Source organism: Flavobacterium sp. LB2P53 (assembly GCF_003970305.1).
Taxonomy (GTDB): Bacteria; Bacteroidota; Bacteroidia; order Flavobacteriales; family Flavobacteriaceae; genus Flavobacterium.
The window spans coordinates 239432-253599 of record NZ_RYDG01000003.1 but is presented as its reverse complement, the minus strand read 5'-3'; the positions used below and the strand labels follow the sequence as shown (position 1 = coordinate 253599).

Sequence of the window (14168 nt, the reverse complement as noted above, 5' to 3'; positions counted from 1 at the left end):
AAAAATTATGTTAAAGTTTTAAATACAAAACACTGTATAACTGATACTTAAGTTAATTATTTTATTTTTTTGTAATAATTTTCTTATTACTTTTATTCAAAAATTATGGCTACTGCCTATAATATAAGAAAAGAAAAATCATGATAAAACAAAATTTTACTGTAAAAGCAATTCTGCGAACGGATAAAAGAAAAATGGATGGAACATGTCCCGTGAACTATCGAATAACAATTAATTCTGTAGTCTTAAAATTAACATCTGGAGAATATTCCGAAGAATCAGATTGGAATGCTAAGGACGGCTTTTTTAAAGGTTCTAAATCAAGTATTCAAAATAGTCTGTTGGATAACGAAATGTGCCGAATTAAAGACTATCTAAGAGAGCAAAGGTCTATCGGAACTAATTTGGATATTCAGCTTGTAAAATCATTCTATTCCACAAAAGATAGCGATGACTTTTTCGAGTTCTACGACAAATTCTGCGAAAAAAAATTTACCGAATTGAGTGAAGGAACCCAATACCATTACGTTTTATTGCGAAAACGTCTAAAGCAATTAAATAAGGAAATTAAGGTAAGCCAAATTAATTTAAATTTCATAGAAAAATTTGATACTTTTTTAATTAAAAAATTTAATACTGGAAACCCTGGTAGATGGAGCAGACACAAAAATCTAAAAGCAGTTCTTGGTAATGCTTTAAAAAGCAATATTATTAAAAAAAATCCTTATGATGAATTCAAATTAACCCAAGAAGAAACTAAAATTGAGTATTTAATTAGAGCTGAGCTAATGTTAATTGAAAAAATTAGATTTAGTAGTTTCACCAGAGGAGAGGGACTTAATATCACTAGAGACATGTTTCTCTTTTCTTGTTACACAGGTTTAAGATATTCGGACGTAATTGGTCTTACTAAAAAAGATATTATAAACGGAGAAAGCATTTCTATGAGAATGCAGAAGACCCAAAATTTGGTGCAAGTTCCACTTACAGATAAGGCAAAGATGATATTAAAAAAGTATAACAATTCAGGTAAAGATGATATTTTTCCTAAACGATGTAACGTAACAGTTAATAGAGATTTAAAAATTATTGCTTCTTTGTGTAAAATAAAGAAAAAAGTACATTTTCATGTTGGTCGACATACCTTTGCTTCTACTTTAGCTAATGAAAATGTAAGCTCTTTTATAATAATGAAGTTGTTAGGCCATAAAGATATCAAAATGACACAAAGATATGTTGATAATAGTCTTGACGACATATCAAAAATGCTAAATACCATTAAAGCGTTTAAGAAAAATCCTTGAAGAACTCCTCAGGAGTAATTTTGTGGATTTCGAGAAGTTTGAAAAAGGTTGCTAATGTTATGTTACTGCCTTTTTCTACTCTCCAATATTGAACTCTATTTATTTCTTTATCGTAAGCAAAAATTTCTTGGCTATTATAACCTGAATCTATTCTAAGTTGCCTAAATTTTTGCGCAACTTTTTTTAATTCGGGCGATATTGTTTCTCTTGAATCTTTCATTTTTATAATGCTAAATTCTAAAAATTCTGCATTAAAGGTTACTGCATTAAATTAACCGCATATAGTTAATTTTTATATATTTGTTTTTATTTAACATTTTTAAATACACTAAAATTGAAAACTACATTTAATTGGGAAGGATTTTTAATCGCTTTAGTAGTCTTGTTTGTCGCTATACTATTAATAATAGTTTACACTATTCCAGTTAAAATGGCTAATAAAAGAGGTCGAAGTGGATTAGGTTGGTTTCTGTTTTCTTTCTTTTTTTCTCCACTTCTTGGTATGCTATTTTTAGCACTTTTAGGAGAAACTGATGATAGAAGACGTGAGAGAATAGAAGAAGACGAAGAGTTTAGAAATCAAACTCTAAATAAATCCATCAGCGAGATGAAAAAATGCACCCAATGTGCTGAACTAATAAAAAAAGACGCAATTGTTTGTAGATATTGTGGGACTGTAAAACCTAATGCAATCCAAGCAAATTCTGAAATTAGTTCCCTTGAAGAGTGGAAAAAAAACAATCCAAACGGAAGTCCAAATGAGTATTATAGCTTTTTGAAAAAAAAAGAAACTGTAATTCGTTCCATAGACAATTTAGGATTAAAAGAAAAAAAATCCTTTTATATTGACCCGATGATCAAATTATTTATCGCTTGTATGGTAATAATTGCGATTTTTAAATATGAATACATTGGGGAGAAAATTAGTCAAACCATAACATTTATTGCGGAAAAAACAAATATGGTAGAAGACCCTGACGGATTCAATAAAACATTTTTCTTCACTAGAGATTCTGAACTAGCATACATTAAAGAGTACGTGAAGTATGAATTCATTTTGATGCTTAAACATAAAAATTCTAAGTCTAATGATAAGGCAAGCGATGATTTAATTAATACAACCTTTTTAGTTTTAGTTGAAAACATGGCAAATCTAGCTACAGAAAAAGAAATGAACGAAGTTATAAGACTAAATTTGAGTATAAGTCAAGTCAAAAAGAAATTTAAAGAATTTAAAAAGAGTCAAGAGGCTGAATCAAATGAAAATGTTAATGCTAGTGCAAAACAATCTGTAACTAAAAGTTATGCAGAAAAAGTAAACTCTGCTGAACGTTATTATAACGGGCTAGGAAAATTAGAAACCTTAGATAAAATAATTTCGGACTGTTATATGCAGAATAGTAAGACTGACTTACCAGAGTATTCCGTAAGAGGTTCTATGTATCTTGATAAGGAAAAGAAGACAGTTACTGGGGAATTTAACATAATGACTGAGGTAGTAGAAGAAAATTTTAATAACACTGAAAAAGTTTTCACTATTATTTCTTGGACTTATTTTGTAAAAGACGAGGGGGGAAATAAAATTTTCATCTCCAAATACCCTATGATAACACACGCTAAGGATTTAAATGATGCACAGGATATCATTGATTTAGTAACACAAGATTCTAAAGATATAGTGGCTAAAAAATTAGGCAAAATTTCAGAAGAAGTTGAATTTCATGAGGGATATTCTAGTGGAGGATGTTAATAATTAAATAAAAAAAATAAAATGAAAAAACTTTTACTAGGAGCTATACTAACATTTAGCGTGATAAGTTGCACCGATTCAACTACGGATTCAGATTTGGTTACGGATTCAACCGTAGAATCTTTCGAAATTCATACAAAAGGATTAAAAGGCTGGCACGTAAAATTAGACGGGACAATTATCGACACCTACACCGAAGCGGATTTAATTCAATATTTCAAATATGTAAAAGGTTCTAAAAAATTTAGCGAATTTGAGATGCGATCAACAGGCTGGGACGAATTTATATCAGATATTGAAAAAATGGAAGGCAAGAGATTTTTCTTAACATACACGGAGCCAGCCAATGCAGATGGAGACCCTAATAATGCGAATATAGCATCTAAAGAGATATTTGATTTTACAAAAGCGGGGGTAGTTGTTAGAGAATTTGTAAACACAAAAGATAACTACAGCGATATAAAATATGAAATTGGGTCAAAAGATTTTGTCGAATTTTACTATTAAAAGAAATAATATAATTCAGTCTTTAACACTATGTAAATAACTCATAAAAAAAATAATTTTAACAATCGCCCTCATCCTCTATTTTGGAAATGCTAATTCTCAAATAAATAATCTATCGGATTTATTGCAAGTTTCAGGACTTTCAGTATATGGCTTAACTGAAAACTTACAAGGGCAATGGGAAATAAAAAGACCGACCGAGGACTACTCTAAAGATGGAAAAACAATAATCGGTAAATATACATACCTATATTCTGAAAATGCTAGGAATCAAAAAATACAAAGAGTAATAACTATGGCTACGGATTCCGATTTCAAATCTGAAAGAACTAATTTTGTTTGTAATGATAAGGAGTTATTGAAACGCATTATAAAGAATTTACCATCTTGGGGGTTTGAAATAAAACGAAGTAAGCCACATATGACGATTTATCACGATGGTAATAGTACTATTGGTATTACTGATGATTCTTATTCACAAGAACCTGTAGCTAAAGGATATTATAAAATATCGGTTTTCATACACTAATTTAATGGGTTAATTATTTGAACGAAATAATTGCTCTTTTGAAATTCTACAGTAAATTAAAAAAAAAACTTAAGTTCTTAAAAATAATTTATCCTCCTGATTTTTCCCAAACCTCCAATCGGAGGTTTTTTTATTCCCAAAAAACAAGAATGTTTTACTTAAAATTAAATTTTCCTAAAAACTTAAAACACTAACAATCTGATGATTAAAAAATAATTATTCAGTAATTGTATTTTAGAGCTATAACATTAGTAAAAGAGTGTTATGCAAAGTTCAAAAAAAGAAGAATTGTTAGCTGAAAAATTGATAAATTCGATTTCTAAATTGTTAGTAAAAAATTTAATCCGATCTGGAAATTTTATTTCAGAGAATGAATTAATAGACCGAATTGCGGAAAGAGTGTTTGAATTGCAAAACGAGGTAGCGAAAAAAGAGTGTGAATTACACACCTCCAAAGAGATTTGTATAATTTATAAGATTAGTCCAGCAACCTTGGAAAGATGGATTAGAAAAGGCTTAAAATACGAAAGCACTGGAGTCAAATCGAAAAGGTACTTTACAATAAAAAATATTGAAATTTTTAAAACAAAAAAACGATGATTGATAATATTCGATTCAATTTTAAATTTAAACCTGATGAAAATTGGTTAAGTAACCAAAAGATAAATCTATCCTTAAGAGAAGAATGGTCTAGCGGGAAGGGAAAAGGATTTACAGGAAAATTATTTTTGAATAATAGTGCAAAAAAACTAGAAAATGGTAAATCTAAACCTTACCTGCTAATTCAAATTAAACTTTTGGAAAATGATGAACTAAGAATTGTTATTAGTAATAGTTTAAGAAAATGGTTTTTTGATAAAGAAGTTATTGGAGATTTTAATAAAACTGAGTTTGAAAAGTGTTTAAATATTATTTCGGAAAAGTTAGAAGTACCCGAAGACATTTTGTTAGGCGCTAAAGTAACAAGAGCTGAGTATGGAGCCAATTTGGGTATGAGGGAAAAATACCGATGCTTTTTTGCATGCATACACTCCCACGATGATTTAAAAAAGAAATGCATATATGGGAACGAAACTATAGAATTTAAAGGTGAAAACAGAAGTGTTATATTTTATGATAAAATAACTGAACAAAAAGGAAAAACTTTTTCTGCTAAAAACGAAAAAAAAATAAATAATGTAAAATTATTACTTCGTTATGAAATAAAAGTAAAAAAAATGAGTGGAGCTCCAGAAAAACCTTTGATGGAATATTTATCAAAAATCATCGAGAATTGGGATTCAATTTTAGATTCATGGGTTATAGAATTAGAAAAAATAACTTTTGTAAAAAGTATGAATTCTAAAGTTTATGATTATCTCAAAAATGCTAAAATAAAGCCCATAACCCAGTACCTAGTCTATTTAGGTATGGAAAGTCTTGGGTTAGAAAAATGGAGGTTAATATTATCTGATCGAATGTACTCAAAAACAAGAAAAACTGCGATGAAGGCTCAGACCGATATTTATAATGATTTTAAATCCAAAATCGGCGAAGAAGATTTTGAAGTTATTTTTAAAGGAACGGTTAAAAATAGAGCGGATTATTTAAAAGCTTAACTATTTGTTTATATAATAGTAGTATTCTATACCCTAAATAAGGGATAGAACTAAATGACTATACTAACTGATATAAGACCTAAATAGCTTTAGGCGTCAGAGCCATATAAATTGTAATGCTAAAGCCATATAGAATCTGTATATACACAAGTAGGAACTTATATACACTTGAAGTCATTACGGATTTGACGAATTATATTGATTTCAGTTGGTTTACGGCTTGTTTATTATATTTGAGTATAAGATTAAGTGTAAGTAGATTTTGAATGCTTAGAATTGAGCTAACAATCCCGCATTACTTGATAATGGATTAATAAATAATATTGTAACCTAAAATAATGTACTATGTTTGAATATCAATTTACTGTTCCTATGAAAAGAGAACTATTAAATCCCCAAATTAAAAGGTTTGTAAATTCTCAAGAAGTGTACTATGAATATATTGAAACCAAAGATGGCTTTTCTTATTCGCTAGAATTTAGTACAGATATAAAAGTTAATAATTTTAAAAGAGAGTTGAATGAAAGATTTCCTAATATTTATTTATAAATAAACTTTCGATTCTCTTTAATGGCTTTCAAATAACATTTGTTTTTCTAGAGATAAAAGCTTTAAAATTACCCCTATAATTACCCCCGTCAAAAATAAATTGCTCTCATAGCCTATAATCTGTGGGCTTGCCGAGGTTTCGTTATAATCCAGTCAAGGTCACTTCAAAAATCCTTAAACATACTGATAATCAGTGGTTTAAGGATTTTTTACTTATAAATTTGTAGGGTTTTTGTATTATGGCTTTTTGAAGTTGGTGCCTATAGATTTGTAACTTCTTGGGAAACACAAAAATTTATGGTAAATCGGCAACTATTTTGCCAAAAATTTAAATCTTATAAAATATCTAAACTTCCTTTGCCTTCTCTAACTACAACTGGCTCATCACCCGATAAATCAATAATGGTGGATCCTATATTGTCTCCATAACCTCCATCAATAACTAAATCAACCAGGTTTTGCCATTTCTCAAAAATTAGTTCCGGATCCGTGGTATATTCTATCACATCATCTTCATCATGAATTGAGGTAGAAACAATAGGATTCCCTAATACTTTAACTATTTCTAGAGCAATCGCATTGTCTGGAACCCGAATTCCAACGGTTGTTTTCTTTTTAAATTCTTTAGGCAAGCTATTATTTCCAGGTAAAATAAAAGTATACGGCCCTGGCAACGCTCTTTTTAATAATTTGAAAGTTGCTGTGTCTATCTGCCTCACATAATCCGATATGTTGCTTAGATCATGGCAAACAAAAGAAAAATTAGCTTTATCCAGCTTTACTCCTTTTATTCTCGCTATGCGTTCCAATGCTTTGGTATTGGTAATATCACAACCCAAACCATAAACAGTATCCGTGGGATAGATCACTAAACCACCTTCTTTTAAAACCTTAACTACTTTGGCAATTGCTGCTTCATTAGGTTTGTCTTCGTATATTTTTATAAATTGAGCCATTTTTTTTAGTTTTTCATCCAATAATATCCAGTTTAGCAAAACGCAACAGTAATTTCTTTATTCCGCCTACTTCAAATTTGATTTCGGCTTTTTTGTCGGCTCCCACTCCTTCAAGGTTTAACACTTCGCCTTTCCCAAAACGTTCGTGCATCACTATATTACCAGCAACCAGTTTATTATCGAATAAATTAGCACTTCCTGAAGCAGCATTATTACTAACAGGTTTCAATTTACGAATATTTATATCCGATTTAGGTTCATTATCTGTATTATATTTGGTCGGCGAGGTTCCGTTAGCTGGTTTTGCCAGACGCAATCTAGATTTATCTACATCGCCAAAAATATCGCTGTCAATCATTGGTTTATACCTGTAATTATTTTCAGGAGGTGTAATGTATTCCAGATATTGACTGTCGATTTCCTCAATAAAACGCGACGGTTCACTATCAGTCAATTTTCCCCAACGGTATCGTGATTGTGCATAAGTCAAATACGCCTGATGCTCCGCACGGGTCAAAGCCACATAAAACAAGCGGCGTTCTTCTTCTAGTTCGCTTCTCGTACTCATACTCATGGCACTCGGGAACAAATCTTCTTCCATTCCCACTACAAAAACATGAGGAAATTCTAATCCTTTAGCTAAGTGAATGGTCATCAACGCCACGCGGTCTTCATCACTGGTGTCTTTGTCTAAATCAGTTGCCAGAGCCACATCTTCCATAAATTCAGACAAAGCGCCACGAGCTCCATCCACTTCTTTTTGGCCATCTGTAAAATCCTTAATACCGTTTAGTAATTCCTCAATATTCTGAATTTTAGCCATTCCTTCCGGTGTAGCATCTTTTTTTAATTCCTGAATTAATCCTGTTTTTTTGGCAACATGATCCGCTAAATAAAACGCATCCTGATTTTCATTTATAGCCTGAAAACTCTGAATCATCGTAACAAAATCTAATAGTTTTTGCTTGGTTCCGGAATTCAGTTTTAAATCAATTCGCTCTATGTTTTGCATCACTTCAAACATCGAACGTTTGTAGTGATTGGCTGCAATGGTTAGTTTTTCGATTGTTGTATTCCCAATCCCACGTGCCGGATAATTAATTACCCGAACTAAAGCTTCTTCATCTTTTGGATTAATAACCAATCGTAAATAACACAAAACATCCTTGACTTCTTTTCTTTGATAGAAAGAAAGTCCACCATAAATCCGGTACGGAATATCTCTTTTTCTAAGCGCATCTTCCATAGCCCGGGATTGTGCATTGGTCCGGTACAAAATGGCAAACGCACCGTTAGGCATTTGATTTTGCATTTTTTGCTCCCAAATCGTACTGGCTACAAAACGGCCTTCTTCGTTGTCTGTTAAACTGCGGTGAACCTTTATTTTGGGACCAAAATCATTGGCGGTCCAAACGATTTTGTCCAGTTTTACTTTATTTTTATCAATAATAGTGTTTGCTGCTTCAACAATATTCTTTGTCGAACGGTAATTTTGTTCTAGTCTGAAGGTTTTTACGCCTTCATAATCTTTCTGGAAATTCAGTATATTATTGATGTTTGCACCACGAAACGCATAAATACTTTGTGCATCATCGCCGACCACACAAATATTCTGAAATTTATCGGATAAAGCCCGAACAATAAGATATTGCGAGTGATTTGTATCTTGGTACTCATCTACCAAAATATAGCGAAAACGGTTTTGATATTTGGCCAGAACTTCCGGAAAACGAGTCAGTAATTCATTGGTTTTTAATAACAAATCATCAAAATCCATGGCGCCTGCTTTAAAACATCGGTCCACATAATTTTGATAAATTTCGCCCATTCGAGGTTTTTTAGACATTGCATCCGCTTCTTGCAAATCAGGATCATTAAAATATGCTTTTACCGTAATCAAACTGTTTTTGAAATTTGAAATTCGGCTTAAAACCTGTTTGGGTTTGTACACATCACGATCCAGTTGCATTTCCTTGATTATTCCGGAAATGGCACGCAATGAATCCTGAGAATCATATATGGTAAAGTTTGAAGGATAACCAAGATGTTCGGCTTCTGAGCGTAAAATTCGAGCAAAAACCGAGTGAAATGTTCCCATCCAAAGATTTTTTGCCTCTCCGGCTCCCACGATATCCGAAATTCTTTTTTTCATTTCTCGGGCCGCTTTATTGGTAAAAGTAAGCGATAAGATACTAAACGCATCAACACCCTGACTCATCAAATAAGCAATTCTGATAGTCAACACCCTCGTTTTACCGGAACCTGCACCCGCAATAATTATCATGGGTCCGTCTTTTTGCAAAACGGGTTCACGTTGGGCTTCATTAAGTTGATCGATATATTTGTGCATGGAAATTTTTAAGTTTTATTATGCAAAAATAGCGATTTTGAATGAGGTTTTCAGTACCAAAAAACAACAATTGGCTAATTCATTTTGCGACTCTTCTTAATAAGATATTCTTGTATTTATTATCTCAAAAATACATCGTACGCAAAACGGATTAAAGTCCCAACAACTACAACTAGAAAAAAAATCCGAATAAAACTATTTCCCTTGTTAATGGCTATTTTTGCTCCAATCCATCCGCCTAACGCATTGCTGGCAGCCATGGGTAGTGCAATTGCCCAAATAATTTTTCCTTTTAAAATAAACAAACATATAGAACCAAAGTTTGTCGCCAGATTCACCATTTTCGCATTTGCGGAAGCGTGCAAAAAATCGAAACCCATAATGGCAATAAAAGCCACAACCAAAAAACTTCCGGTTCCCGGTCCGATAAATCCATCATATAAACCAACTACAAAACTGATTCCGATAGCATTACAAATTTGAGTTCTTGAGGAATGATTTTTTTCAATATGTTGTCCAAAATTTTTCTTGGCGTACGTGTAAACAACTAAAAAAGAAAGAACCACCAATAATAACGGTTTCATGAAATCATTGCTCACATACGTCAATAAAGTAGAACCCAAAAATGCCGATGGAAAGGCCAAAAGCATCATAATCGACAATAGTTTCCAGTTCATATCTACCTTTTTTAGATATTGATATGCTGCAAAGGAAGTACCACTAAAAGCAGGAACTTTCAAGGTTCCAATTACGGTTGCAACAGGAAGATTCGGTAATAAAACCAATCCCATAGGCGTTTGTATTAATCCGCCACCTCCAACAATTGCATCAATAAATCCAGCAGCAAAGGCCGCAATACAAAGTAAAGCCAAAACGTAAGTCTCCATCATAGTATTCAATTAAAATATTCTTGTTACGAACAACAAAAATAGCATTCGGTTTCATTTATTGCTATTAAATAGAAATTGATTTATACTCAAAAAAGTATATTTTTGCTAAATAATTTTCACATCAAAATGGATTCTACAAAAATCATAGAAATTCTGGGCTACACAATACCTTCACTAATTACTGGAGGTGTTGCTTATTATTTATTTAACGCTTATTTCAAAGACCAACAAAATACAAGACGCTGGTTATTACAAAAAGACGCTCAAAAAGACTTATTGCCTCTGCGCTTGCAGGCTTATGAGCGTATGGCTTTGTTTATGGAACGGATCAATCCTTCAAAACTTTTAGTTCGAATTACCCCTCTTTCAGAAGATAAAAACGAGTATCGCAATTTTGTAATTGCACAAATCGAACAAGAGTATGAACACAATTTAGCACAGCAAATCTACATTTCGGATGAGTGTTGGTCCATTATTGTTACAGCCAAAAATGCAACCATTCAAATGATTCGTTTGGCAACAACTAATGAAAGAGTAAAAGACGCAAATAGTTTGCGGGAAATTATCATTGAAGATTTATTAGAGAAACCTTCTCCAAGCACTGCAGCATTGGCTTATATTAAAAACGAAGTGGGACAATTGTGGTAAGAGTTATTTTATATCACTCATAATTTCACTTTTAGTCAATGCGTATTCGTAACCTTGTTTCCACCATTTTTTCATTTCTGTTTTGTTAAAAAAAAGCGCATTATCAGTCAAATGCGTTGGAGTATAATAAAAATTTATGGTTACATTATTATTCTTTGCTGCCAATAGACCAATGGCAATGTCCTTTTTCTTTACCTGTTCGAGAACAGTCCCAAATAAATTTACCAATAAAGAGAAAGGGTTTCTACTGATAATTTTTTTACTAATTTGGGTTTCTGTTTGCAAGATAATGACATCAATTTCTGTTGCTCCTCGATTTATGGCTTCTCGAATTGGTACTAAATTGGTAAATCCACCATCGCCATAATCACTTCCTTTTTTATTAACCAAACTCATGAAGGGAAGATAATTACATGAAATCCAGATCCAATCACAAAACTCAGAATATTCAAAATCTTTAATTGACTTGTACTCCACTTCATTAGTGCTCAAATTGGAAACGGTAATGATAACATCTTTGCTCCCGGCTTTTAATTCTTTAAACTCTTCACGAGTAATGGATTTTCGAATTAATTTTCTCAAACTATGACTTTCTCCAAAAGTCTTACTCCCTCTGATGAGATTGATTAGTACATTAAAATGGTTTATCGAAATAACAAATACCCCATTTTTATTTTTTACAAAAAAAGGACGTCTACTAAAAATACTGGACTGATTTACAGAGGTAAAAATTTCTTTTATTTTTTCAATTTTATTTAAAGCCAAATGAGGAATCAGCAAACTTCCAGTTGAAGTTCCGACGAAAAGATCATATTTATCGGCTTCTTTTTCTAAAAGAAATTCTGCTACCCCGCCTGCAAATGCTCCTTTACTACCACCCCCTGAAATGACTAATGCTTTCATCTATTTTATATTGAAATAATAAATCTTATATTATTATCTCGTTAAAGTAATTAAAAAATCAATCTTTTCAATTGAAATTGCTCCTTTTCAATCAAATTTGGTAAAATCCTTTCGAATGAAAGCTGCATTTCTTTGTTTTTTAGCAAGGTTCTAATGTTGTCTCTCGCAAATTTTGAAAACTGCCACATTTGATGTGTTGATGCATTGATCAAGTTTTTCAAAACCGTGTCGTTTATTATTCCAAAAGTAAGAAGATTTTCCAAAGCATTTTGGCGTGTTGTCGCTTCATAAATTGAAGAAGAATAATTCACCAATTCCGTGATTAAATCCGTTTTGTCTGATGCATAATCTGGACTTGACAAGGCTAAGCTAAGCCACAAGGTTTTAAGATTATAATCATTAAAACCAATCCAGTCTTTGGATTTATCCAAATAAAGAGAGCGATATTCGGGGAAATTATTCCATAAATGATACAACGCTATTTCTTGGGTTTGATAGGAATGATCATCGAGTAAAGTCTCATATTGCAAACGGAAATCTTCGGGTATTTTAGTCAAAGTACTAGCTACTGCCTGACGCACTTGGAGATTTTCAGTTGTTAAAGCCAATGCCAGAAGTTCTTTTTTATCTTCCCATTTTTCATTTTTTAATTGATTTAAAATAACTTCTTTTACCAAAAAATAGACGTCAGATTGCATTGTTTTTTCAAGAAAATCCTTTTTCTCTGACAACGGTTTGTTTTTTAATTTATCGACTTCAAACAACGCCTGAATTGATTTATTTTTAAGCAATAAACTATTGGCTTGTTGTGTATTGAAAGCAGTAGTTTCAAGCCATACTTCACTAAATTTATCTAAATCATAACTTGATACTTTTTTGATTTCAGCAAAAAAATCTGTTGTATTCACATTTTGAAATGCATTTTTTTCCAAATAACTTTTTACCGCTTTTTTAAACGCCTTATCCCCTATTTCTTTGTGTAAAACAAAAAGTGCCCAAGCTCCTTTTTGATAAAAAGTCAATGAACTGGCTTTGGCATTCAAAACCGGAATGCTATCCGTTCTGGAAGCGTATTTTAATTGTGATGCCGACTCATATAATTTGGAATAAAAATAATCTTCTCCATAGATTTCCTTTTCGGCCAGCAACGCATAATAGGTCGCAAAACCTTCTTGTAACCAATGATGCTTGCTGCTTTCGGCCGTGACTAAATTCCCAAACCACTGATGCGCTAATTCATGCGCATTGACATTCGTGTAACTTCTGTCTTCAAAACCTGTAGAATCCACCACATAACGCATGTTGAAAAGCGTTGCTGATGTATTTTCCATTCCGGCATACAAGAAATCTCGAACAGGTGCTTGTTTGTAAATTTCCCAAGGATACTTCACTCCTATTTCCTTTTCTAAGAAATCAAACATTTTTTTAGAGTTGCGATAGGTTGGTTCAAATTTGGAAACGTCTTTTAGTGCCAAATACATTTCTAAAGGAATTCCAGAATTTGATTTCTCGATTTTTTTTTCAAATTTACCGATAGTAAGCATCAATAAATACGAACTCATTGGTTTCTGCATTTGGTATTGCCAAACCGAAAGTCCATCAAATCCAGATTTAAATCTCAAAGTTCCATTTGAAATTACCTGATACTCTTTTTTGAATATAATATTCAAATTGAAAACCACTTTTTCATTGACATCATCAAAACTCGGAAACCAATGACTGGTATATTTTCCTTGTCCTTGCGTCCAAATTTGTAAATTATCATTTGCTTCTGAACCCACGAAATACATCGTTTGTTTTGGCTTTGCCAAATACTGAAAAGTCAGGTTGTTTTTTCCATTTGTGAATGGAAATATAATTTGTAATTGTGTCTCAGTATTGCGAAAATTAATCGGTTTTCCGTTCAGTTTTACATCTGAAAATTCTATGTTTTGTGCATCAATTTTAATCGTGTCAATGGATTTCAAAACGTCAAAAATATAATCAACATCACCTGAAACTATTTTTTCAATTGGATTTACGGCAATTTTCCCTAAAACCGATTTAAAATCAACAAATTGGGTTTGTTGGGCAAATGTAAACGTGCAAATAAAAAAGAATAGGTATTTCATTATGATACATTTAATACTGTAATTTTCAAAGTTACGAAGGTTTCGCAAACTAAACCGCCAAATTTTGTAAGTT

The 14168-nt window shown here is 32.0% G+C and carries 14 protein-coding genes; 8 read left to right on the top strand and 6 right to left on the bottom strand.

The features are described 5' to 3' along the window. Window positions 1–140 precede the first annotated feature (140 nt). Window positions 141–1304 (top strand): site-specific integrase, encoded by a 1164-nt coding sequence (locus EKL95_RS05845; RefSeq protein WP_126563750.1) that lies wholly within the window; start codon window positions 141–143, stop codon window positions 1302–1304. On the opposite strand, the gene EKL95_RS05840 is transcribed toward EKL95_RS05845, so the two are convergent. Continuing rightward, window positions 1288–1524 (bottom strand): XRE family transcriptional regulator, encoded by a 237-nt coding sequence (locus EKL95_RS05840; protein WP_126563749.1) that lies wholly within the window; start codon window positions 1522–1524, stop codon window positions 1288–1290. The two genes, EKL95_RS05845 and EKL95_RS05840, sit on opposite strands and share 17 nt — an antisense overlap. A 114-nt stretch (window positions 1525–1638) precedes the next feature. On the opposite strand from EKL95_RS05840, the gene EKL95_RS15030 reads away from it, so the two are divergent. From EKL95_RS15030 to EKL95_RS05810, 6 genes are all read left to right on the top strand, one after another. Continuing rightward, window positions 1639–3054, top strand: a complete 1416-nt coding sequence (locus EKL95_RS15030; RefSeq protein ID WP_199736782.1) for a zinc ribbon domain-containing protein — start codon at window positions 1639–1641, stop codon at window positions 3052–3054. A 21-nt stretch (window positions 3055–3075) separates the two neighbouring features. Further along, window positions 3076–3561, top strand: a complete 486-nt coding sequence (locus EKL95_RS05830) for a hypothetical protein (RefSeq protein ID WP_126563748.1) — start codon at window positions 3076–3078, stop codon at window positions 3559–3561. Between the two features lie 124 nt (window positions 3562–3685). Beyond that, window positions 3686–4090 carry a hypothetical protein gene (locus tag EKL95_RS14845; RefSeq protein WP_148103992.1) on the top strand — a complete coding sequence of 135 codons (405 nt, stop codon included), beginning with the start codon at window positions 3686–3688 and terminating at the stop codon, window positions 4088–4090. Window positions 4091–4354: 264 nt separating this feature from the next. Beyond that, window positions 4355–4690, top strand: a complete 336-nt coding sequence (locus EKL95_RS05820; protein ID WP_126563746.1) for a hypothetical protein — start codon at window positions 4355–4357, stop codon at window positions 4688–4690. Next, window positions 4687–5688 carry a hypothetical protein gene (locus EKL95_RS05815; RefSeq protein WP_126563745.1) on the top strand — a complete coding sequence of 334 codons (1002 nt, stop codon included), beginning with the start codon at window positions 4687–4689 and terminating at the stop codon, window positions 5686–5688. Before EKL95_RS05820 ends, EKL95_RS05815 begins: the two co-directional genes overlap by 4 nt. Window positions 5689–6033: 345 nt before the next feature. Beyond that, entirely contained in the window at window positions 6034–6237 is a 204-nt protein-coding gene (locus tag EKL95_RS05810) for a hypothetical protein (RefSeq protein ID WP_126563744.1), read from the top strand. A gap of 335 nt (window positions 6238–6572) precedes the next feature. Here EKL95_RS05810 and EKL95_RS05805 read toward each other — a convergent pair whose 3' ends face one another. The 3 genes from EKL95_RS05805 to EKL95_RS05795 form a co-directional block, all read right to left on the bottom strand. Further along, window positions 6573–7193 (bottom strand): L-threonylcarbamoyladenylate synthase, encoded by a 621-nt coding sequence (locus EKL95_RS05805; protein ID WP_126561570.1) that lies wholly within the window; start codon window positions 7191–7193, stop codon window positions 6573–6575. Window positions 7194–7206: 13 nt separating this feature from the next. After that, window positions 7207–9543 carry an ATP-dependent helicase gene (locus EKL95_RS05800; protein WP_126563743.1) on the bottom strand — a complete coding sequence of 779 codons (2337 nt, stop codon included), beginning with the start codon at window positions 9541–9543 and terminating at the stop codon, window positions 7207–7209. 119 nt (window positions 9544–9662) lie between these two features. After that, a complete protein-coding gene (locus EKL95_RS05795; RefSeq protein ID WP_126553519.1) occupies window positions 9663–10430 on the bottom strand; it encodes a sulfite exporter TauE/SafE family protein in 768 nt (255 codons plus the stop codon). A gap of 129 nt (window positions 10431–10559) precedes the next feature. Between EKL95_RS05795 and EKL95_RS05790 the strand changes: the two genes are divergently transcribed. Then, complete coding sequence (locus EKL95_RS05790; protein ID WP_126514826.1) at window positions 10560–11081, top strand: hypothetical protein; 522 nt, start codon at window positions 10560–10562, stop codon at window positions 11079–11081. Between the two features lie 3 nt (window positions 11082–11084). On the opposite strand, the gene EKL95_RS05785 is transcribed toward EKL95_RS05790, so the two are convergent. Beyond that, on the bottom strand, window positions 11085–11984 hold the full coding sequence (locus tag EKL95_RS05785; RefSeq protein ID WP_126459609.1) for a patatin family protein: 900 nt from the start codon (window positions 11982–11984) through the stop codon (window positions 11085–11087). A 50-nt stretch (window positions 11985–12034) separates the two neighbouring features. Then, on the bottom strand, window positions 12035–14095 hold the full coding sequence (locus EKL95_RS05780; protein ID WP_126563742.1) for a M1 family metallopeptidase: 2061 nt from the start codon (window positions 14093–14095) through the stop codon (window positions 12035–12037). Between the last annotated feature and the right edge of the window lie 73 nt (window positions 14096–14168).

What these genes read in the sequence shown, in the direction of transcription:
- EKL95_RS05845 (WP_126563750.1), top strand. Translation starts at nt 141, where the DNA reads ATGATAAAACAAAATTTTACTGTAAAAGCAATTCTGCGAACGGATAAA.
- EKL95_RS05840 (WP_126563749.1), bottom strand. Translation starts at nt 1,524, where the DNA reads ATGAAAGATTCAAGAGAAACAATATCGCCCGAATTAAAAAAAGTTGCG.
- EKL95_RS05830 (WP_126563748.1), top strand. Translation starts at nt 3,076, where the DNA reads ATGAAAAAACTTTTACTAGGAGCTATACTAACATTTAGCGTGATAAGT.
- EKL95_RS05820 (WP_126563746.1), top strand. Translation starts at nt 4,355, where the DNA reads ATGCAAAGTTCAAAAAAAGAAGAATTGTTAGCTGAAAAATTGATAAAT.
- EKL95_RS05815 (WP_126563745.1), top strand. Translation starts at nt 4,687, where the DNA reads ATGATTGATAATATTCGATTCAATTTTAAATTTAAACCTGATGAAAAT.
- EKL95_RS05810 (WP_126563744.1), top strand. Translation starts at nt 6,034, where the DNA reads ATGTTTGAATATCAATTTACTGTTCCTATGAAAAGAGAACTATTAAAT.
- EKL95_RS05805 (WP_126561570.1), bottom strand. Translation starts at nt 7,193, where the DNA reads ATGGCTCAATTTATAAAAATATACGAAGACAAACCTAATGAAGCAGCA.
- EKL95_RS05800 (WP_126563743.1), bottom strand. Translation starts at nt 9,543, where the DNA reads ATGCACAAATATATCGATCAACTTAATGAAGCCCAACGTGAACCCGTT.
- EKL95_RS05795 (WP_126553519.1), bottom strand. Translation starts at nt 10,430, where the DNA reads ATGGAGACTTACGTTTTGGCTTTACTTTGTATTGCGGCCTTTGCTGCT.
- EKL95_RS05790 (WP_126514826.1), top strand. Translation starts at nt 10,560, where the DNA reads ATGGATTCTACAAAAATCATAGAAATTCTGGGCTACACAATACCTTCA.
- EKL95_RS05785 (WP_126459609.1), bottom strand. Translation starts at nt 11,984, where the DNA reads ATGAAAGCATTAGTCATTTCAGGGGGTGGTAGTAAAGGAGCATTTGCA.
- EKL95_RS05780 (WP_126563742.1), bottom strand. Translation starts at nt 14,095, where the DNA reads ATGAAATACCTATTCTTTTTTATTTGCACGTTTACATTTGCCCAACAA.